The 21,244-nt window shown below is 58.5% G+C and carries 19 protein-coding genes; 14 read left to right on the forward strand and 5 right to left on the reverse strand.

Features of this window, described 5'->3' with window-relative positions; all coding sequences use genetic code 11:
- The first annotated feature begins 101 nt into the window (after positions 1-101).
- Positions 102-1,109, forward strand: coding sequence for a Tim44 domain-containing protein (locus tag V6582_RS14685; RefSeq protein WP_156633924.1), 1,008 nt, complete (start codon positions 102-104; stop codon positions 1,107-1,109).
- 490 nt (positions 1,110-1,599) lie between these two features.
- On the opposite strand, the gene V6582_RS14690 is transcribed toward V6582_RS14685, so the two are convergent.
- Entirely contained in the window at positions 1,600-2,175 is a 576-nt protein-coding gene (locus V6582_RS14690; RefSeq protein WP_070149850.1) for a hypothetical protein, read from the reverse strand.
- A 311-nt stretch (positions 2,176-2,486) separates the two neighbouring features.
- Between V6582_RS14690 and bcsN the strand changes: the two genes are divergently transcribed.
- Positions 2,487-3,212 carry a cellulose biosynthesis protein BcsN gene (gene bcsN / locus V6582_RS14695; protein ID WP_156633922.1) on the forward strand — a complete coding sequence of 242 codons (726 nt, stop codon included), beginning with the start codon at positions 2,487-2,489 and terminating at the stop codon, positions 3,210-3,212.
- A 50-nt stretch (positions 3,213-3,262) separates the two neighbouring features.
- Here the strand turns inward: bcsN and V6582_RS14700 are convergent, their stop codons facing one another.
- Entirely contained in the window at positions 3,263-5,488 is a 2,226-nt protein-coding gene (locus V6582_RS14700) for a TonB-dependent siderophore receptor (RefSeq protein ID WP_234889825.1), read from the reverse strand.
- Between the two features lie 195 nt (positions 5,489-5,683).
- On the reverse strand, positions 5,684-6,583 hold the full coding sequence (locus V6582_RS14705; protein ID WP_197434476.1) for a helix-turn-helix transcriptional regulator: 900 nt from the start codon (positions 6,581-6,583) through the stop codon (positions 5,684-5,686).
- 153 nt (positions 6,584-6,736) lie between these two features.
- On the opposite strand from V6582_RS14705, the gene V6582_RS14710 reads away from it, so the two are divergent.
- From V6582_RS14710 to V6582_RS14725, 4 genes are all read left to right on the forward strand, one after another.
- On the forward strand, positions 6,737-7,552 hold the full coding sequence (locus V6582_RS14710; RefSeq protein WP_156633921.1) for an ATP-binding cassette domain-containing protein: 816 nt from the start codon (positions 6,737-6,739) through the stop codon (positions 7,550-7,552).
- A gap of 7 nt (positions 7,553-7,559) precedes the next feature.
- Positions 7,560-8,441 (forward strand): iron-siderophore ABC transporter substrate-binding protein, encoded by an 882-nt coding sequence (locus V6582_RS14715; protein WP_420360225.1) that lies wholly within the window; start codon positions 7,560-7,562, stop codon positions 8,439-8,441.
- On the forward strand, positions 8,438-10,417 hold the full coding sequence (fhuB, locus tag V6582_RS14720) for a Fe(3+)-hydroxamate ABC transporter permease FhuB (RefSeq protein WP_156633919.1): 1,980 nt from the start codon (positions 8,438-8,440) through the stop codon (positions 10,415-10,417). The genes V6582_RS14715 and fhuB overlap by 4 nt, the downstream gene beginning before the upstream one ends.
- 96 nt (positions 10,418-10,513) lie before the next feature.
- Entirely contained in the window at positions 10,514-10,708 is a 195-nt protein-coding gene (locus V6582_RS14725) for a GFA family protein (RefSeq protein WP_234889823.1), read from the forward strand.
- Between the two features lie 541 nt (positions 10,709-11,249).
- Here V6582_RS14725 and V6582_RS14730 read toward each other — a convergent pair.
- On the reverse strand, positions 11,250-13,397 hold the full coding sequence (locus V6582_RS14730; RefSeq protein ID WP_420360224.1) for a TonB-dependent siderophore receptor: 2,148 nt from the start codon (positions 13,395-13,397) through the stop codon (positions 11,250-11,252).
- A 756-nt stretch (positions 13,398-14,153) separates the two neighbouring features.
- Here V6582_RS14730 and V6582_RS27555 point away from each other — a divergent pair.
- Positions 14,154-14,531: a helix-turn-helix transcriptional regulator gene (locus tag V6582_RS27555; RefSeq protein ID WP_156633915.1), complete on the forward strand. Its 378-nt coding sequence runs from the start codon at positions 14,154-14,156 to the stop codon at positions 14,529-14,531.
- 507 nt (positions 14,532-15,038) lie between these two features.
- Here V6582_RS27555 and V6582_RS14735 read toward each other — a convergent pair.
- Positions 15,039-15,419: a helix-turn-helix domain-containing protein gene (locus V6582_RS14735; protein WP_156537630.1), complete on the reverse strand. Its 381-nt coding sequence runs from the start codon at positions 15,417-15,419 to the stop codon at positions 15,039-15,041.
- 139 nt (positions 15,420-15,558) lie between these two features.
- On the opposite strand from V6582_RS14735, the gene V6582_RS14740 reads away from it, so the two are divergent.
- From V6582_RS14740 to V6582_RS14770, 7 genes are read left to right on the forward strand one after another with little or no spacing between them, the layout of a single operon-like run.
- Complete coding sequence (locus tag V6582_RS14740) at positions 15,559-15,855, forward strand: helix-turn-helix domain-containing protein (protein ID WP_156537629.1); 297 nt, start codon at positions 15,559-15,561, stop codon at positions 15,853-15,855.
- Positions 15,852-16,895: a ParB/RepB/Spo0J family partition protein gene (locus tag V6582_RS14745; protein ID WP_234889822.1), complete on the forward strand. Its 1,044-nt coding sequence runs from the start codon at positions 15,852-15,854 to the stop codon at positions 16,893-16,895. The genes V6582_RS14740 and V6582_RS14745 overlap by 4 nt, the downstream gene beginning before the upstream one ends.
- A 2-nt stretch (positions 16,896-16,897) precedes the next feature.
- The gene (locus tag V6582_RS14750) at positions 16,898-17,359 is read left to right on the forward strand and encodes a hypothetical protein (RefSeq protein WP_156633913.1); all 462 of its coding nucleotides are present in this window, start codon (positions 16,898-16,900) and stop codon (positions 17,357-17,359) included.
- Positions 17,356-19,494: a Mu transposase C-terminal domain-containing protein gene (locus tag V6582_RS14755; protein WP_156633911.1), complete on the forward strand. Its 2,139-nt coding sequence runs from the start codon at positions 17,356-17,358 to the stop codon at positions 19,492-19,494. The genes V6582_RS14750 and V6582_RS14755 overlap by 4 nt, the downstream gene beginning before the upstream one ends.
- Positions 19,495-19,521: 27 nt before the next feature.
- Positions 19,522-20,289 (forward strand): AAA family ATPase, encoded by a 768-nt coding sequence (locus V6582_RS14760; protein WP_156537626.1) that lies wholly within the window; start codon positions 19,522-19,524, stop codon positions 20,287-20,289.
- Entirely contained in the window at positions 20,289-20,885 is a 597-nt protein-coding gene (locus V6582_RS14765) for a hypothetical protein (RefSeq protein WP_156633909.1), read from the forward strand. Before V6582_RS14760 ends, V6582_RS14765 begins: the two co-directional genes overlap by 1 nt.
- Complete coding sequence (locus V6582_RS14770; protein ID WP_234889821.1) at positions 20,873-21,241, forward strand: helix-turn-helix domain-containing protein; 369 nt, start codon at positions 20,873-20,875, stop codon at positions 21,239-21,241. Before V6582_RS14765 ends, V6582_RS14770 begins: the two co-directional genes overlap by 13 nt.
- Positions 21,242-21,244 lie beyond the last annotated feature (3 nt).

Consider the following 21,244-nt stretch of genomic DNA (forward strand, 5'->3'; position numbering starts at 1 on the left):
GCTGGCCGACCCTTAACATCGGGTAGGTCCATCGCCATATGGGCAAGGAAGGCTCATTTGGGCGCAGCAGCCCGAAAGGGCAGGTTTGGAGAGAGGACGTCATGGGAAGAGCAGGCAGGATCATCGGCATCGTGGCAATCGGAGTGGCAGTAACCCTGTCGGCAGTCGATTTCGCGGAGGCCCGCCGGGCCGGAAGCTCCAGCAGTTTTGGCAGCCGTGGCGAGCGCACCTTTAGCGCGCCGCCCGCGACCAGCACGGCCCCAACGACGGCAGCCCCGATTCAGCGGAGCATGACACCGAATACCGGCGCGACAACGCCCGGCATGCAGCAGCCCGCGTCGCGTGGCCTGTTTGGCGGCCTCGGCGGCGGCTTGATGGGTGGCCTTTTGATGGGCGGTCTGTTCGGCATGTTGCTCGGCGGCGGCTTCGGCGGTGCGGCTGGCATGTTCGGCATGTTGTTCCAGATCTTGCTGATCGGCGGCTTGATCATGCTGGCCATGCGGTTCTTTAACCGCAATCGCACGGCATCCTCCTATGCCGGTCCGGCTTCGCGCAATGATATGTCGCAGCCGGGCAGCGCTCCTCAAGGATCGTCCGGTGGCCAGGGCTCGTCTGGCGGTTTCGGTGGCTTTTCCATTCCGAAAATGGGATCTGGCGCGGCACTCGGCGCCACGCGCCCGGCCGTTGTGAAGGCCGGTACCGATGACGTCGGTATTGGTCCGAAGGATCTCGAGATTTTCGAGAGCCTGTTGAAAGATATGCAGAAGGCTTATTCGGAAGAAGACTATTCGGCACTGCGCCGGATCACCACGCCGGAAGCCATGTCCTATCTCGCTGAAGAGCTGGGTGAACATGCGACCAAGGGCGTCAAGAACGACGTGCGTGATGTTCATCTTCTGCAGGGCGATCTGGCCGAAGCCTGGCGCGAAGGCACTATCGACTATGCCACAGTCGCCATGCGCTATGAAGCCATCGACGTGATGCGTGACCGTGCCACTGGCGCTGTGATCGATGGCGACCCTGACCATCCGCAACAGTCGGTTGAAGTCTGGACCTTCGTGCGCCGTCCCGGTTCCGGCTGGAGCATTTCGGCAATCCAGTCGGCCTGAGACGAACGAGCAAGCGGCACTCACCAAGAAGGATGAACAACCTCCGGTCGCAAGATCGGGGGCTTTTTCACGCGCCGTATTTGACTGTCCTGCTCTCCAATCCATGCTCCTGGGAATTAGGCAGAAGATGTAAAGGGCTAAAGCGAACCTGTATGTGCCGCTACGGCGAGCGGCACAGGGCGTTCGTCAGTACACTCGTTCCATGGAATCAATTGTTCGTTTGCGCCACCTCTTCCTCGCCTACATCAGGGGAGATCGGCAACGGATAGGCTTGTCATGTCACATTCACGCTTTGAAGATATCGAAAATCGCAACATTGTCCGTTGAAGCGGACGGCTACGTCTGTCCGATCTCCCCCCATGAGGGGGAGATGCCCGGCAGGGTAGAGGGGGGTAAGCGGCATATAAAACCGTCTGGCCGTCCCCCGTTTTACACGCACTGCGACCCGAACGTATTCTCTCCAGAACACTTGCGCAGATAACGCCAAGCCTCACGGGCAGCGGCGAAGCTGCTGCTCGTAAACGGCAGTGATCGCGGCAAAGCGCTTGGCACCGGCCAAGGCCTCAGGCCGGGCGCGGTAAGCGCCTCGGCGGTAGCCGTCCTGACCGGAATGGTAGGCCAGATAGATGTTATAGGGACTGCTGAACGGGATGCCGTTCCGCAAATGGCTTTGGTAGTGATACCAGCCGATGAAGCGGACGGCGTCGCCAAAGTTGGTGCGCCTCGCAAGGTAACGTCCGGTTTCTCGCTGATAGCGGTCCCAGGTGCCGTCCAGCGCCTGCGAATAGCCATAGGCGGTCGAGATCCGCTTCCATGGAATGAAGCCGAGAATATAGCGTCTGGGGGGCCGGGCGCGGGCGCGGAAGCTGGATTCGGTATAGATGGTGGCCAGCAGGATCGGCACCGGAACGCCATATTCGCGCTCCACCGAGCGGGCGGCGCGTTTCCAGTTTTCAAAGGCACCGTCCTTCTGCTCGAAGATCGCGCAGGCATTGCGGATCTGGCTGGGCGGGCGGGCGCAGCTTGCCAAAGCCAGCAAGAGGGCGATGATGAGGATTCTACGCATTACAATAATACCTCTTCTATCACCCCCCATTGTATTCGCTAAAATTTAACGAAAAGTTTTCATTTCATTTACCAGCGATAGCAGTGGGTTTGGCTCCGCAACCGCTGCTATCGCAGCATGGGCAATTGGCCTTTTTTCGTTAAGGTTTCGTTGACATTTAGATCACTAAAGCTTGCGTCAACAACAGCGCTGCCCGTCTTGCAGACGGTGCGAGGACGCTGCACAAAACGACTTGGCCGGATTATTTCGCCTTAAATCAATCCTGATTTAAGAAATGATACGGTAGGATGGGTTTGACGAGGTAAACGGCTATGAAAACCACAGATGACCAATGTCCCGGCAAGGGTATTGCCCCTGCCGCACATCCAAGCTTGCGACGGATTGGAACGCTGATATCGATGCTGGGCATCGCCTTGGCGGCGTCTTCCTGCGTGGCTGGTATCGATCCCAATTCAACAGGGTCGATTTCCAAGAATAAGCCGCTGGCGGCAAAGACACAGGCTGTGGAAAAGGGCGCGCCCGAAGTGGCGATGCTAAAGCTTTCCGGCCTTTCGGTGCCGGTCACCGGCAATCGTCATCGCATCGAGTCGACCTCGGCTTTCCAGACCCTGCTTTACCCGACGACCGGCACGCTTGGTGAAAACAGCCTGGCAATCGAGATCGGGCTTGCCGACAGCGACCGTTTTCGCCAGATGGCGATGACCAATGAAGCGCCCGCGTCGATCAAGAAATTGTTTCCCGGTGTCCAGATGGTGACCGACACATCCGTTCACCAGAACGCTTATGGACAGTTCGGGGTGGCCACCGGCACGCTCGGCAAGAACGGCGGTGCCTGTGTCTATGCCTGGCAGGCGGTGAAAGACACGCGCGCCTTCAAGTCCGCAGTCAGCCTGGCCGATAAATCCGAACTGGAACTGCCGGTGCGCGTCACGCTTCGCTATTGCGATGCCAAGGCGAAGCCGGAGCAGTTGACAGATCTGATGCGGACCCTGTCGATCCGCTCAGTCACCAGCCGCAATCTCGATCTGTTGAGATAATCCAGCGCCGCCTGTGGGGCAGGCGGCGCGATAGGCTTGCTGATAAAGCCTTACCAGCTTTTCGAAATCTTCAGCGTCACGGTGCGGCCTTCGCCGTAGCCGCAGGTCAGTGTGCCCTGGCAACCCGAGACATATTGCTTGTCGAACAGGTTGGTGACGGTGAGCGCCGCGCCCCAGTCGTCTTTCTTGTAACGGATGGCGGCATCGAACAGCACGGCGTCAGGCACTTTTTTGGTATTGGCGTAATCGGCCCAGCTTTCGCCCTGGTAGCGAATGCCGCCGCCCAGGCTGAAGCCCTCGAGTTTTCCGGCCAGAACCGTGGTGGGTATCGCGTAATCCAGCCAGGCCGAGGCCAGCATTTTCGGAACGAGATAGGGTGAATTGCCGATCAGCGAGCGATCGGCGTGTTCGAGAATCTCCAGATCCTGATAGGTGAAGGAGGCCAGCGCCTTCCAATCGGCATTCAGCTCCACCTTGCCTTCCAGCTCGAAGCCGCGTGAGCGTACCTCGCCGATCTGGGTGGAGAGAAAGGTGAGCGGATCGGTCACGGTCCAGTTCTTCTTGTCGATCTGGAAGACCGAGGCGGTGATCATGCCCGGAAAGAAGCTTGGCTCATATTTGATACCGGCTTCATACTGCTCGCCTTTTTCTGCCTTCAGCGGATCGCCCTGGGTGACGCCGATCTGCGGGTTGAAGAAGCTGGCAACGCTGACATAGGGCGTCAACCCATTGTCGAATTGATAGGCGAGGCCCGCCCGACCGCTGGCCGCATTCTCACTGCTGTCATAGTCTGCATTGCTGGCGGTGCGGTCGTTCGATGTCGTATAGACATAGTCGTAACGGCCGTTCAGCGTGGCGATGAAGCCGCCACCGAAATGGATCTGGTCCTGCACATAGGCGCCGATCTGGTTCTGGCGCAGGATCTGGTTGAGATAGACCGAATTGGCCGGCTGGGTCGTGCCATAGACCGGATTGGTGGCGCTGATCGGCGTGTCGGTGGTGCTGGCCTGCACCTGATCGAGCTGGTAGAATTTGTAATCGACGCCCAGCGTCAGGTCATGTTTCAGCGCGCCGGTCTCGACCTCGCCGTTCAAGTGATTGTCGATGGCGAAGGAATTCACCTCGGTATGGTGGTTGAAGCCGAGCCGCGTCAGGTAGGCATCACTGCTTGTCGGTTCTGAAAGATAATTGCTGCCGGTGGCCGGATCGTAATACCCGTAGGTATAGGGGGTGTTTTCTGACCGGTTGAGATAGGAGTAACGAGCCGTCTGCGAAAATGTCCAGCCGTTTTCCAGCTCGTGGCTGAAATCCGTGCCCACCATGGTCTGGCGCGAATAGCTGTAGTCGCTGCCCGGCTCGCCATAATAGGCATCCCGGTCGATGCGCCCGAAGGAGGCTTTTTCCACCGTACCGACATAGGGCAGGAAGCCATTGGTGCCTGAGGTTTGGTCGAGATAGGAATAATAGGCATAGACATTCAGCTTGGTGCCGTCATCCGGAGCCCAGGTGATTTGCGGCATGATCACGCCACGGAAATCATGGGCGTAATCGGCAGCCTTGTCACCACCGGCGATCTTGCCGGTGACCCGGTAGCTGACATCGTTGTCCTTGACCGTATCGCCGGTGTCGAAGGTCAGGAAGGCGTTGCCGTAATTGTTGATGCCGATTTCGGTGGTGAGAAATTTTTCGCCCGTCGGACGCTTGCCGACCATGTTGACGATGCCGCCCGGGTTGGAGCCGCCATAGAGAACCGAGGCCGGGCCTTTCAGCACTTCCACCCGCTCCAGCACGACAGGGTCCACCAGAAACCCGCCGAAACCGTAGCTCCAAAGGTTCAGGCCATCGAGGAAACTGCCGGTCTGGGTGGCCTCGAAGCCACGGATGTACATCCAGTTGGTGTCGCCATCGGCACCGAACGGCTGGGTATAGACGCCGGATGTATAGCGCAGCGCTTCATCGACCTTGTTGGTCACGCCGCGATCGGCCATTTCGGCGGTGCCGATCACCGAGACCGATTGCGGCACTTGCGTGATCGGCGTATCGGATTTGGAGCCCGTCGAGGTGCGCTTGGCGACATAGCCATCAACCGGGCCAGTTGCGGTTTCGCTCTTGCCTTCGACGGTGATGGTCGACAATTGCGTGGTGGCGTCCTGCGCATGGACAAGGCCCGGCAGGCATAGCGTCTGTAGGGCAATCCCTGCCAGCAAGGCGGCGCGATGCCGGTTTGAGCGATCCCGCCCTTGTGTTTTCCGTGCCTGAACCAATGCCGTCCCCATATCATCACCCCATTGCCAATGCCCCGCCGGGCATGAATTTCAAATGATGACTGATTAATTCATGTATTTCTGTCGTGCTTGTCTGAAGCATGGAAGGCTTGAACGGATTTGGGCAAACCGTGTCCCGCCGTACAGAATTTTAAGGGGTATTGCACCGCGATTGCCGAACCGGGCAGGGCGACCTTCCCAGCCACCTCAATTGAGTCGGACCCGTCGCCACTCGGACGGGGAAAGGCCGACGGCGCGGCGAAAGCTGCGGGCAAAATGGGCCGCATCGGCAAAGCCGGTTTCCGCCGCGATCACCGTCAGCGGCACGGCGGGGTCGCGCAGCCGTTGCTTGACCGTTTCAATCCGCGCCTTCATCTGCCATTGATGCGGCGACAGGCCGGTTGAGGCTTTGAAAGCGTGGCTGAAATAGGTGGGTGACAGGCCTGCCAGCCCGGCCAATTCCTCCAGCCGGATGGTGCGCAGGCAATGGGCCTCGATGAAATCGCAAACCCGGCGCAGTTGCCAGGCAGCCAGCTTGCTGCGCTTCCGGTGGGGCAGTTGGCGCGCAGGGGTTGGGCGAATGTTCAGCACGTCGATCAGCAAAGCGCTGACCAGCCCATCGCCATAGAGGTCATGCAGGGGCTGCGGATTGGCGACATCGGCGGCGATCAGTTCGGCCAGGGCCAGCAGCCGTGGATCGTCGAGCAGGTAGCGTGGCTGGTGTAATGCCGCCAGCCCGGCATCCTTGCCCAAACGGCGCAGCAAGATGCCAGCATCGAAATGCAGGTCCAGATGCCGCAGGCTTTTGACGCCGGTGATCGCGGTCGACATTTCAAGCCCGGCGGGAATGAAATGGGCCGCCCTGGCAATTGCTCCGGAAATCTGCTTGCCACCGCCTTCAGCCATGCTGAGATCGGCCCCATCCTCGCCTGCGGCGTCCAATAGAATGAACAGGCGCGGATCGTTGCTGACATACTGGCCACCCGCGTCGCTTTCGCAATCCACCGACCAGAGATCGGCAACCATGCCGTTCCAGTAACGCCGGTGCAGGCCGGAGGAGACGGACAGTCCGTCGATCTTGCTGGTCATGCGGGGCAGGTAGGACATTGGCCAATCCGGGACAAGTGACGTGCGGGCGATGGGCAAAACAGTGTTGAAAACACACTTGCGAACCGGCAAGACTGTGTATAGTTGATTTTTATTATCATGTTTTATCCATCCAGTTCAAGCTTGGTGGCACCTTGTATTAGAGGATCTTTGATGGCGAGCGAACATCGTAACATCCAGGCTGCTGATAAGGCGGGGATGATTTTCGAAACGCAGGCGCTTGGTTTCACCGTCGATGGCCGGGCCTTGTTGCGGGATGTGTCGATCGGTTTTCGCAAGGGTGAGATTTCCGGTCTGGTCGGCCATAACGGCTCGGGCAAATCCACATTGCTGAAGCTTCTCGCCCGCCAGCAAAGCCTGACATCCGGGACGATCCATTTTGCCGGGGCGGATGCCGGTGCACTTGGCGCGCGCGATTTTGCCCGCAAGGTCGCCTATCTTCCACAGGACGTCACGGCCGCCCATGGCATGACCGTGTGCGAACTGGTCGCCTGCGGGCGCTATCCCTGGCATGGCGCGCTTGGCCGGTTTACCGAGGTGGACAAGGCCAAGGTGGAAGAGGCGCTGGATCTCACCCATGTCCTGCCCATGGCGGACCGCATGGTGGATACGCTGTCGGGCGGCGAGCGCCAGCGGGCCTGGATCGCCATGCTGGTGGCCCAGGACAGCGAATGCCTGCTGCTGGATGAGCCGACCTCGGCGCTCGACATCGCCCATCAGATGGACGTGCTGGCGCTGGTGCGCCGCCTGTCGCATGAAAAGGGGCTGAGCGTCATCATCGTCCTGCATGACATCAACATGGCCAGCCGCTTCTGCGACCGGCTCTATGCGCTGAAGGCCGGGCAATTGATCGCCGAAGGCTCCCCCACGGCGCTGATGACCCGCGAGACGCTGAACGCCATCTATGGCGTTGACATGGACGTCACCCGCCATCCAGGTTTGGAGATCCCGCTCGCCTATGTCTGCTGATCCTTTCCTGCCGCTCAGCCGCCGCCATCTTTTGGCCGGAGGTGTGAGCCTGTTCATGGCGTCTGCTGCCCGGGCTGAGAGTGCTGCGCCTGCCCGTGTTGTCTGCCTGGATTACGGCCTTGCCTCGACGCTGCTGGCCTTCGGGGTCAAGCCGCTGGCGGTCGCGTCTCTGGCCGATTGGGACAAATGGGTGGAAGAGCCACGCATGCCTGACGGCGTGATCGATCTCGGCTCGTCCTGGGAGGTCAATTTCGAATTGCTGATCGCCCTGAAGCCCGACCTGATCCTGTCGACGGCTTTTAACGACCCGCTGAACCCGCGGCTGGAAGCCTTGGCACCGCTGTTTCGCGCCAGCGTCTATGCGCCTGACACCACCGATATCCTGACCGCCTCTTACGGCGCGACGCGGGATCTCGGCAAGGTCATGCGGCTGGAGGCGAGGGCCGAGGCCTTTCTGGCCGAGGCCGATGCGTTTTTCGATGCCTGCCGCGCCCGCCTTGCCCGGCTCAATGCGCCGCCGGTGGCACTGGTCAATTTCATGGATGCCCGCCATGTGCGGGTCTATACGGCGCCTGGTCTTTATCACGATGTTCTCCAGCGGCTCGGCCTCACAAATGCCTGGACAAAGCCCGGCAATTACTGGGGCTTCGAGCTGATCGGCATCGAGACCCTGGCGACAATCACCGATCCGCGCGCCCGGCTGATCGCTTTCGAGCCTGTTCCCGCCGATGTCATGCCGGTGCTGGCGAAAAGCCCGCTCTGGCAGGCCTTGCCGATGGCAAAGCCGGAGCGCTTCGCCGTCCTGCCCTCGACCCTGATGTTCGGGATGGTGGTGGAAGCCATGCGCTTCGCTCGTCTGCTGACCGATTACCTGGACAGTCAAGCATGAATATTCCGTTCTCTTCCAGACCGTCCTATCTAGGTCCGCTCCTCGTCACCCTGATGCTCGCCGGTCTTGGCGGCCTGATGGCCTGGCACGGCATCGCGCCGGTGCTGGCGTGGCCTGAAAGTGCGGGTTACGACATCGATTATGCCGTGCTTTACAACGCCACCCTGCCGCGCATGGCGATGGCGTTGATTTGCGGGGGCGCATTGTCCTTGTCGGGCGCGCTGTTCCAGCAAGTGCTTCGCAATCCGCTGGCCTCGCCGACCACGCTTGGGGTTTCAGCCGGGGCCAATCTCGCCATCGTCCTGGCGCTGTTGCTGTCGCCTGGCCTGCTGGGTTTTGGCCGCGACATGGTGGCGCTGGCCGGGAGCGCCATTGCGGCGGGCCTGGTGTTGTTGATGGGGCTGAGGCGCGGGTTTTCACCGTTTTCGCTGGTTATGTCCGGGCTGGTGGTCAGCCTGTGGTGCGGGGCGCTGTCTAGCGTTCTGGTGCTGCTCAATGAGCGCTATCTGGTCTCCCTGTTCATCTGGGGGGCGGGGTCGCTCGCCCAGCAAAGCTGGGCCTTGCCGCTCGCGCTTCTGCCCAAGGTGGGGCTGGTGGCCGTCGCCGCCGCGCTGCTGCTGCGGCCGCTGGCGCTGGTGGAACTGGGCGAGGCGGGAGCCACCGCGCTCGGCGTCAAGACCGGTCATCTGCGGGCGGCGGCTATCGCGCTTGCCGTGCTGCTGGCGGCCTTCGTCACCAGCGCGGTCGGGGTCATCGGCTTTATCGGTCTCGTCGCGCCAACCCTTGCCCGGCTGACCGGAGCGCGGCGCTCCGGCGCCCTTTTGGTCTGGTCCACATTGATCGGCGCGGCGCTGCTGTTCTTTGCCGATAGTGCATTGCTGCTGCTTGCCGATCAGTTCAGCGACATGCTGCCGACCGGGGCCGTCACCGCCTTGTTCGGTTCGCCGTTGCTGCTGGTGCTGCTGCCACTGTTGAAAACTCGACATCGGATCATGGTCGAGCGGGTGCCGAAGCCTCGGCACTTCGCCTCGACGCGGACGGTCCTGATCGTCGGGCTGATCGGTGGTGTGATGCTGATTGCCATGGCGCTGCTGTTCGGGCGCAGTACCGTTGGCGATTGGGCTTTTCTGTCCCCCTCGCTCTATAGCGAAATTCTGCCTGTGCGCTTTCCTCGCGTCTTGGCCGCCTTTGCCTCTGGCGCCATGCTGGCAGTGGCCGGGCTGATCCTGCAACGGCTGACTGGCAATGAAATGGCCAGCCCGGAAGTGCTGGGCATCAGCGCCGGAGCAACCTTCGGGGTGACGGTGGCGGTGTTCTTCCTGGCGGCGCCAAGTCTTGGCACCCAGCTCGGTTTTGCTGCGGCGGGCTCGCTGACTGTGCTGGCGGTGATTTTCCTGTTTGCTGCCCGGGCTGGTTTTGCGCCGGAGCGGGTGCTGCTGGCGGGTATTGCGCTCAGCGCCATGGTCGATGCCGTGGTCGGTGTGCTGGCGGCGAGCGGCGATCCCCGCGCCACCTTCCTGATGCGCTGGATGAGCGGCTCCACCTATAATGTCACGATGACGAGTGCCATCACGGTGACGATCATCGCCCTGGCTCTGGTGGTGATTGTCGCCCTGCTGCGCCGCTGGCTGGATCTGCTGCCGCTGGGCCCATCGGCAGCTGGCGCACTCGGCGTGCCGCTCGCATCGGCCCGGCTGTTGCTGCTGCTGTTGGCAGGCGCGCTCAGCGGCGCGGCTACACTGACGGTCGGCCCGTTGAGTTTCGTCGGCCTGATGGCACCCCATCTGGCCCGCGAGGCAGGATTGCTGCGCGCTGGCCCGCAACTGACCGGCGCGGTGCTGATTGGTGGCGTGCTGATGATGATGGCCGATTGGCTTGGCCGGACGCTGGTCCACCCTTACGAAATCGCCGCAGGCCTGGTCTCCGCACTGATCGGCGCGCCTGTGCTGATTCTGCTGATGCGCCGGAAGGCTTGAGGGGCTTTCACCTGTTGTCATCCCGTTTCAAGGCATGCTTCTGTCATTGCGATCATGACAGGGAACGGAGAGGTGCATGTCTCTTCTTAAGGGATCATGTCTTTGCGGGGCGATAAGCCTTCAGATGTGAAGGCGAGTTGCCCCCCTGCCGCTTGCCATTGTTCCAAATGCCGCAAGCATTCTGGCCATTATTTTGCCTCTACCGATGTGCCAAAAGACAAAATCGAGATCGGTGGCAGCGAGACTATCAGCTGGTATCAGTCCTCGGAAACAATCAGGCGCGGCTTCTGATCAGTCTGCGGAACGTCGCTGTTCTTCGATCCTCCCGAAAAGACTGGATCGGGGTGGCCATGGGCGCTTTTGATACTCCGACCTATAGCATCGTACTGAAGATTGGAATCGATAGTACACGACGCAAACGTCTCTCGGCTTTGCCGCCCCCTCTTGCCTCTGCCGCCACCTTCTCCTCGATGGGGAGAAGAGACCTGCGGCACCCTCTTGTGCATTATACGCGCGGCAAAAGCCGATAAACGCCTTTGCCCGCAGCCTAAGGATGAGGCTCAGTGCTGTCGTGTTTACCTCTTCTCCCCTGCGGGGAGAAGTCCCCGGCAGGGGGATGAGGGGGGCGAAGCCAATTCATCAAGTTGCGCCGTGTACTGTGGACTGGAATCAGCACGATGCTCTAAGTTTTTGTTTACACATCGGATTTATCCGAAAACCGGTTCTTAATTTTCGGTCCGATGGCTAACCAGCCGTGCGGCAGACGCAAAAACCGGCGACTTCTTTCGAAGCCGCCGGTTCAGGTGATCTGGGTTCTATCGAAGCCTCTGCCTTACCAGGTATATTTCAGCGTCCCCAGCACCGTGCGGCGGTCGCCGTAGTAGGAGCTGCCGTAATAGGTGGTGGTGACGTATTTCTTGTCGAACAGGTTCTTGGCATTGATTGAGAAGGTGACGTTTTCGGTCACCTTGTAGCTCGCCATGGCATCGACCACGGTATAGGCATCGACCTTCACGGTATTGGCCGAATCGCCGTAGCTGGAGCCTACATAACGCACACCGCCGCCCAGCGTCAGGTCGCCGCGCCAGCCATTGCCGGGAATGGTATAATCGACCCAGGCCGAGGCGACGTTCCTCGGAACGCGCTCGGGGCGGTTGCCGGCATCGCCGCCGGTACCGTCTTCCTTGATCTCGGCATCCCAATAGGAATAGGCAAGCGTCATGTTCCAGCGGTCGTTGAGCGCCACCTTGCCTTCCACTTCCACGCCGCGCACCCCGACTTTACCGATCTGGCGCTGTAGCAAGGGGGTGACGTTGGAGGGAACATTGGTTTGGGTTATGTCGAACAGGGCGACCGTGAACATGGCGTCGAAACTGTCGGGCTTGTATTTCAAGCCGATTTCATACTGTTCGCCTTCCTGCGGCTTCAGGGAGCCGCTAACGGAATAGCCATTGGCGGTCGGGGTCACCAGCGGCTGGAAGGATGTGGAGTAATTGGCATAGGCCGCAAGCTCCGGCGTGATCTTGTAGCTCAAGCCGATCCGCTTGGTGAAGGCTTCCGCCGTGTCGTTGTCGCTTGTGCCGGTGGAGAGATAGTCGGCTTCGGTATTGACGTAATCATAGCGCCCGCCCAGCGTCAGGATCCAGCGGTCATCCAGCGTCAGCTGTTCCTGGGCGTAGATGCCGAGTGCCTTCTGCTTGACCTTCCAATCGAGATAGGGGTCGATAGACACGCAGGAGCGCCCGCAATACACCGGATTGCTTATGTCGATGCCCGGAGCCGAGCCATAGCCGATAACTTCATGGGTGCTGTCATAGGCATAGTCGACACCCAGCAAAGTCTTGCTGTCGAGGCGAGCCGTGCTGGTGTCATATTCCAGTTGATTGTCGATGGCGAAACGATCCGCCACGCCGTCCACGGCATAGGCTTCCCGATTGACGCTCGAATCTGTGCTGGCCCCATAGACGGTTTCGTAATCGAGATCGACGTGTGAGTAACGGGCATTCTGCCGGAAGGTCAGACCCTCGGTGATCTCGTGGCGAAACTCGTAGCCGACATCCTTCTGGATCGTGTCGAACTTGTTGAAGTCCGGCTCGCCGTAGAACCGGGTCGTGTCGACGTTAAGACCGGCAGGGAAGCCCAGGGCCGGCGTGGTGTCACGCTTGTTGTAGTCGGTCAGGAAGGTCAGCGAGGTGCTCTCGTCCGGGCTGATGGTCAGGGCCGGAGCGATGTAGATCCGGTCATCGTTGGAATAATCCGAGCCCAGGTCGGCATTCTGCCATTTGGCGGTAATCCGGTAGGTGAAGACCCCGTCCTTGTCGATCGGACCGCCGAAATCCGTGCCAGTTTCGATATGGTTTTTGCCGAAGGTGGTATAGACCTCGGCATGGAACGTGTCGGTCGGATGCTTGGTGACGGCATTGATCATCCCGCCCGGACCGTTGAGGCCGAACAGGGTAGAGGTCGAGCCTTTCAGCACTTCCACCCGTTCCAGGCCGTAGGGCTCGGTGCGGGCTGCGGTAAACCAGGCGGGAATGCGCGCACTCAGGCCATCGCGGTAGATGCCGAGCGTCGTCGTGTCGAAGCCGCGTATACGGTAATAGTCGTAGCGATCGTCAGAGCCGAATTCATCGACAACCACGCCGGACGTATAGGCGACGGCGGCTTGCATGTCGCTGACGCCGCGCGTTTCCATTTCCTTCATGGTGACAACGGAGACGGCCTGGGGAATGTCGATGATCGGTGTTTCGGTCTTGCTGCCGACAGTCGTCTCCTTGGCGACGATATTGGCATCCGGGCCGGTGGCCGAGGCTTTGCCCTGAACGGTAATGGTCGAGAGTTCCGTATCTTTCTCTTCCGACCAGGCTTGCGAGGCGGCGGCAATCAGCGCCAGGCCGGCAATACTGCCGAGTAGCAATTGTCCATGTCTGGACATCGTCCGGTTCGCAGGCTGCGCGCGTCCACCGGCCCCCTTCGTCATTTTCGTCATACTCCGCCTTCCTTCATGCTGTCGGCGTGAGGAGATATCCCGTCTCGTCACAGGCGGACAATATGAACTATACAAAGGGAGTCAACTTTAAATTTGACAAATCCACGAAGGTTTTATTCTTTTAAAAATACCTTTAAAAGATATGGCTTTTAGAGGTTCTCAGGGAACAGTGGAGTCCGCCTGTTGTAGGGGGGTGTTACCTTCTGGACACGATCCAGCCAAGCACCTTTCCCACCAAGCTACCGTAAAACAATGATAAATTGATGCTGTATTCTCTAACGAGGCGGGCAGCGAAATGCAAGCAGACCGCCTAGAACGTTGATTTATCGCGCAATCTTCTGGACACATTCGCGCATTCTTCCCGCATTGTTCTGTCAATCGTGCTGACAAGAACAACATTATGGAAAGAAAAGGGAAAATCCCTTGCGGCGTCAAAATTGACCCTATGAAATGGGGCTTTCCGGCTTGCGGTTTGCTGTAGCTTCGGCGCGGTCGGGAGTTTTGAGGTGGGAAATCTCTTCCCACCTTTGGACCGAATTTCCCACCTTGTTTACCCCTTTGAAAATCATGAGGATTTCCTGTGGCGCGGCTCACTTATGTAATAAGAGAGGTGGGAAGCGCCAAAAATTGGAAATCGAGCGCCTGCGGATTGTCTAACGACTGATGTGACAACCCTGCGATGGTGGCCTCGGCGGCCCTGGCGACACATAGTTAGCGCTTGGTGTGGATGGCGCGACGGGCGGCGGAATGGGCATTGCTAGATATAGAGTGCGGGCATGGCGTAGGGCGGCTGAGATGACGCAAGCCGACCTCGCGTTGGCGACCGGGAAAACCGTACAGACAATATCAGCCTTGGAGCGCGGACGGCCTACCCGTCAGTCAACACTTGATGCGGTGGCTCAGGTGTTCGGCGTTACGCCGGAATCCTTACGAAGCGATCCGCCAACCATGCTTATGTCCCCGGACGAGATCAAGGCTTTGGCGACGACCGGGCGGATTTTGAGCGCGGTTGCCCAGATGGCGGCGGAGGGACGAGATATCCGGCCATTATATCTGGCGATCCAAAAAATGAAGGCGGCGTCTCGCAGACGCCAAACAGCTTACACTCATAACAGCCAACCATAAGATCGGCGATTTGCAGCTCGTCATTGCCGAGCGATGATATCAGTGATGAGAGCTGCTTGCGCTTGACCATTTTTACCCCGCAAATCCAAGGGGTAATTTACATCTAGCTAATGTAATAGTGGTAATTTTTTTCTGCTCAAAAACTTAAAGTTTGGTAGGTGAAAATCAACCATTTACCATCGGTATTCGGGGGTAATTTTCCGCCCTAATTTTAAGTTCGAATATACGCATATCAGTTTGAAAGATAAAAGCTTTTGACTTCAAAGTAAGAAGGCGATTTATAGGCCTGCACAAGCGCATGTGGTTGTATTTTATGGGCGTTTAGTGTGGGGCAAGAAATGAACAGGCGTGAATTTTTAGGGCTTTTGGCCGCCGGGTCAGTGGATGTTAAAGTACGATCTAGGATGTCCAAAGCACTCGATGAGTTAGAAGCATCGGTCAAGCAGATTTATGGACCAGACATTCAGATAGATGTTTTTGAAAACGAGAGCCGCAGAATGCCGCTCCTTATCCACGCTGTATCCGCTTGAGATGCATTTGAGTGATTTCCATGATGTCCAACTGCCTGTTTTCAGGCAGTTGGTGGAAATCGTGCAGAAGCCGTGCGTCATTTTCACTTAGTTTCGCGCCAGCCGCATCGAACATGTCGCCTTCACCGGTGAGTACCCAGTTCACGTTAACGCCGAGGGCTTTTCGATAGCTCAGTAGCACCGTTGCGTCGGGTACGTTGTCGCCGCGCTCATAGTTGCCGAGCGATTGTTTGCTGATTCCCAGATTTAAGCAAAATTCTTCGCGCTCTGGATCGCCCAAGTGGCGGCGTATGTCCCTAAGCCTCTGGCCAAGCTCCGTCTTTATCCTCTCCGCACGCGCCAAAATATCCCCAATCAAATCTAAATTTCGGATTTACAAAATCCGAAATTTAGATTATCCATGTTTTTAGCAGCCCGCTTCGGCAGGCCGCAAATGTTACCGAACCACCAACAAAAAGCGGACGTTGCCGCGTCCGCTTATGCCAGGAGTAATAGCTATGGGTGCCATCAATTGGACCCCGAAGCGGATACTGTGCGAAATTCAAGAGCGTGGCATGACGCTCGAACAACTCGCACTCCGCAACGGTCGCAATCCCGCAAGCTTCCGCCATGTATGGAAGCGCCCCAACAAAATCAACGAAGCGATTATCGCTGACTTCATTGGGCGGAAGGTCGAAACCCTCTGGCCGAACCGTTATCCCAAAACCAATACTCGTATATACGATATCGCAAAGCATGGCCCGTTAGAAAGTCAAAAATCTAACGCTTCTGTTGACAAGCGGGTGTCAGCATGACGGCCCCCGTGTCAGCGAAAAAGAGCGAGGTAGGCGAAAGCTTCAATCCGCTCGATATAGCGACGATGGCGCCCCCGGCGTCGGCGCGGAAGAAAAAGCCACACACTCCGGAGGCTTCCCGCGTTGTTGTCGCCTTAGAGGTGCCGCTTTCGGAAATTGACATCCCGGCAGACCGCGCTCGCGGTCTCGATGAGGCGTGGGCGGAAGCCCTTGCAGGCATGATTGCCGAACAGGGCCTAATCAATCCAATCACCGTGCGCATCGTTGAAGGGCGCAAGCGCCTTGTGACGGGCCTTCATCGCCACGCGGCCTTTGTACGGCTGGAGCGCGGAGCCATTCCCGCCCGCATTTCCGAGGCCACCACAGATGATGAAGCTCGGCTTGAAGAGGTTATGGAAAACCTTGGGCGGAACGAGCTGAAGGTGTTGGACCGTTGCCACCACCTGTATGAGCTAAAGCAAGTCTACGAACGACTGCACCCAGGAACCAAAGCCGGTACGGCTGGGGCTATGGCCAAGCACGGAGCTGCAAACGAAATCTTTTCGTTTGCAGCGGATACCGCAGAGAAGATCGGGCTTTCCCGCCGCTCCATCGAGATTGCCGTTAAAATTTGGAAAGACCTGACCGTTGCCTCACGCCAACGGTGCGCTGGCACATGGCTTGCCGATCATCAGGCGGGCTTGAAGCAGCTTGCCGAACAGACGCCCGCGCAACAGGCAAAGGCGCTTGACCTTTTGTTTGCCAATCCCCCACGCGCCACCAATGTGCCGGACGCGCTGACCATCCTTGAGAATGGCCGGGTGTTGACCCATGTCGAAAAGAAGGTCGCTGCCGTCAATAAGACGCTGGAAAAGCTGCCCGCGCCTGTGGCTGGACAGGTTGCATCCTCGCATATCGACGCCCGCTTGGCCGAATTGCAAAAGAGCATTGCAACGTTGAGCAAGTTTTTCGGCGGATTGAAAGACGACGAGTTGGATACGGTCGTTGCCGACCATGAAGAACGCATTATTGCCTCGCTGAAGCGCCGGGGTCGCATCTGACCATGAGCAAGCGCCGCGATCCCGACACGATGGACCTGTTCCGCGATTATCAGCCGCCTGAAGTGGTGGCCCGGTTTGCGCCTGAGGTTTCCAAGGGCGGTACGCTGGACGTGAAGATTTCTCGTGTTCTTTCTGAGGCTATGAGCCGTTGCGGAAAGAGCCGTGAGCGGGTCGCGGCGGAAATGTCGGATTATCTCTCCCAAAACGTCACAGAAAACATGCTGGATTGCTACGCGTCGCCCGCCCGCCGTGACCATAAGATCACCCTGGAGCGCTTCATCGCGCTGGTCGATGTCACCGATTGCCATGAACTGTTGAATTTCGTTTGCGAGTTTTCCGGCTTCGTCGCCGTGCCTGCCCGATATGCCGAGGTCATCCATCTTTGGCAGACGGAAGAACAACTGGCTGAGCTTGAACGCCGTCGTTCCGCCCTACGTGGCAAAGTCGGAGGGTTGCTGAAATGACCTTTCTGACCGCCCAGGAAATCGCCGACGCCGGTGTCCGCCTGAAGCTGAAGGCCCTGCCAAACACCAAGCGCGGCGTGCAAGATCACGTTGATCGCCATGACTGGAAAACCCTCCCTGACAATTTGTGCCGCAAGCGCACCGGTCGTGAAGGCGGCGGCGGGTTTGAATATCATATCTCGCTTTTGCCCGAAGCATTGCAGGCCGCTTTGCATGGCGAACACACCCGCGAATTGGTGGCCGCAAGCCAGCAGGCCAAGAAGACGCAAGAGTTGGCAAAGCGGGAGAAGCTCTCGACCGCCGCTCTTTCGGCCCGCCAGCGCGAGGTGATGAATGCCCGCTCGGCGATCCTGTCTGCCATCGACATGCACCGGATTTCTAACGGCATGTCCCAGCGCCAAGCCATCCAATCATTTCTTGCTGATCCGGCAGAGGTTGGGGTGTCAGACGCGATCCTCATGACCGCAAACGACCGCACATCGGGCAAGGCCAGCGTGGGCCGTGCGACGATTTACGAATGGTTCAAGCTGCGGGATGCGTCTGGCCTTGGCGCTCTTGCCCCATTGCCCACCAAGGAAAAGCAGGACGTGCCATCATGGTTCTGGCAGTTTTTGCAATTTTACGCAAAGCCCTCCAAGCCGTGCCTGACGGATGCGTTAGAGAAGTTCTGCGAAGGCTTGCCCGCGCATATCATGCCGCCGAATTATGATCAGGTGCGCCGCTTGATGGCGCGGCTTGGCAATGTCGAAAAGCACCGTGGCCGTGAAGGGTCTTTGACCCTGAAGAGCCGCATGGCTTACACATTGCGCTCCACTGCCGACCTGTTGCCGGGCTGCGTTTACACCGCCGACGGCAAAACCTTTGACTCCGAGATTGCCCATCCGATCCACGGCCAACCTTTCCGCCCGGAAATCACCAGCATCGTGGACGTTGCGACCCGGAAATGCGTCGGATTTTCGTTTGGCTTGGCAGAAAATACCATCGGCGTCGTTGATGCGTTCCGTTTTGCCTGCGAACAGCACGGCATTCCATCGATTTTCTACGTAGACCGTGGCCCCGGCTTTAAAAATGACGTGCTGGACAACCAGTTGACGGGTATCACCGAGCGCCTTGGCGTTACCAAGCTTCATTCCCTGCCGCAAAACTCGCAAGCCAGAGGCATTATCGAACGCTTCAATGGTTCGGTCTGGAACCCACTGTCCAAAGAGTTCGACACCTATATCGGTGCCGACATGGACCGGCAGGCCCGACAGAAATCGTTCAAGACCACCCGCAAAGACATCAAACAATTCGGCGCGTCGAGCAAACTGCCATCATGGCAGGAGTTTTTAACGGCCTGCGTCAATGCCGTGGCGTCCTACAATGCTAAACCGCATTCATCGCTGCCGGGCAAGATGTCCCCGAACCAGATGTGGGAATATCATGTCTCCACGGGCTTCGAGATTGTACCAGTTCTGGAGCATGAAAAGAACGACCTGTTCCGGCCATATGTCAAGCGCCGCACCCGTCGCGCCATGATCGAATGGCTGACAAACTCCTATTTCCACCTCGCACTGGAAGAGTTCCACGGCGATGACGTGCTGGTCGGTTACGATATCCACGATGCCAGCAAGGTTTGGGTGCGGGAGATCGAGCGCCGCGATGGCGAAGAGCTGATGGGCCGCTTGATTTGCGTTGCCGTCTTTGCCGGAAACGAAGAGCGTTACATCCCGCTGACCATGGAGCGGGCGGCAATCGAGAAGCGGGCTGCATCCCGCGCCCGACGTCTTACCGACCATCTTGCCGAGGTCGATGCCGAATTGTCGCCAGCCCGCTATCTGGAGGCCACGGCACAACAGCCAATTCAGATGATCGACGTGACACCAGAGCCTGTATCCGCAGGCCCGACGCTGGTTGTTAGCAATGGTCAGGAAATTTCTCAAAGCCTGCCGGTAGCGAGTGAGCAACCTCGCAAGCGGGGCTTTGCAACGGATGAAGAGCTTGCCGCATGGGCGCTCGAACATCCCGATCAAGTCACCAGTACCCACGTTCGCGTCTTGAGATCGGCGCTTCAACGCCCCGGCTCAATTGAACTTCTCCGACTGTCAGGCATCGACCTGGACGCGCTTCGAAACCTCATCCGCGCCGCTGCCTGACAGTCGTCAACACCAAGGAAAATACGCATGAAGAATGTTTTTGTCGAGACCAGCAACGTGAAACGGTTTCAATCTGCCCTTGCCGCCCTTGAGCAGCGCGGTGCGCAGGAGGCCTGCCTTGCTGTTGTCGATGGCCTGCCCGGCTTGGGCAAAACAACCACGCTCAAGCATTGGGTCGCGCACAATGGCGCGATTTATCTGCGGGCCAAGAAAGAGTGGACCGCAGCATGGTTCATGAACGAATTGCTCGAAGAGCTTCGCGCCAATCCACCGCACTCATTCCAGAAGAAGTTCCAGAAGGTCATTGAAGAGCTGGCAATGCGCAATAATGCCGCTGCCATGGCCCGACGCAACTTTGCGCTCGTCATCGACGAGGCCGACCATATCAGCAAGAAGGAAACCATCCTCGAAACAGTCCGCGACATTTCCGACATTATCGAGCTGCCGATCATTCTTGTCGGCATGGGCAAGGTCAACGATCACCTGACCCGCTTTCCGCAGGTGTCCTCGCGTGTCAGCCAGAAAGTCCGGTTCGAAAAGGCAAACCTTTCCGATGTTAAAACGCTGATCGACCAGCGTTGTGAGGTCAAGGTTGCCGACGATCTGGCCGGTTTCGTGTTCAAGGTCTCCCAAGGCTATAACCGGGAAGTGCTGGAAGCCATTGCTAATATCGAACGGTTCGGCTTGCGCATGGAGCCCGGCGATCAGGGCGTTAGCATGGCCGACATGGCGGGCATGGCGATCATAAAGGACCGCCACAACGGCCAGTCCATCATGGTGCCGGAGGTGCTGTGATGACCGTGCGGCTTGAAAACGGCACATTGCCGACAACCCTCCTGCATTGCCTTGCTGACGGTTCATGCAAAACCATTGACGAACTGGACGCCACTCTGTCGCTGGACCGAGGGCAGATTTCGGACGGAGCTTTCAGGCTCATCATGCGCGGCTATGTCGAGCGGATCGAAAAGGGCTGCTATCAATTGACGCCTGCGGGCGTGGATGCCGCCGCCCGTGGCGAGATCCTGAAAGGTGGCCCAATCCGTCCTGACACGGCGAGGGTTCGTAAACCCGTATTCGACACATTCCGCCAACGGGTTTGGACCGCCATGCGCATGGGTGGCAACTTCACCATCGGTGACATTGTGATGGTTGCGGCCACGGCAGAAGACAAAGACGCAGACAACAATGCCCGGTGGTATGTGCGCCGCCTGAAAAGTGCCGGTTACATAGTCGAATTACCCATTCGCCAGCGCGGCACCAAGCTAACGTCCAGCGGCCATAAGCGTTTTCGGCTTCTGAAGGATACCGGAGCAAAAGCACCCGTCTACCGCCCGAAGACCAAGACCCTCCATGATTACAACATCAGCGAGGACGTGCCATGCGGCAAATGAAGCTGATGGGCTTGGCCGATCCCGCCTGGATGGATGTTCTGAGGGCCGAGGCCGAAAAGCCGGGCCGCACCAAGGCAGCCATTGCCAAAGAGCTTGGCGTATCGCGCACCGCAATCTCTCTGCTGTGTGCGGGCAAATACAGCGCCCGAACCGACAAGGTGCAAGCCAAGATCGCTGGCCCTGTCATGGCGCTTTACGCCCATCGTGTCTGGTGTCCGCACCTGCATAAGGCGATTTCGGCAGATGCCTGCGCCGAACATCACGCCGCTCCCATGTCCACCAACGATCCTGGCAAGCTCAAGCATTGGGCCGCTTGCCGTAATTGCAAACAAAACCCTGAAAATCAAACCTCATGAGGA

The organism is Agrobacterium vitis, assembly GCF_037039395.1.
GTDB lineage: Bacteria > Pseudomonadota > Alphaproteobacteria > Rhizobiales > Rhizobiaceae > Allorhizobium > Allorhizobium vitis_E.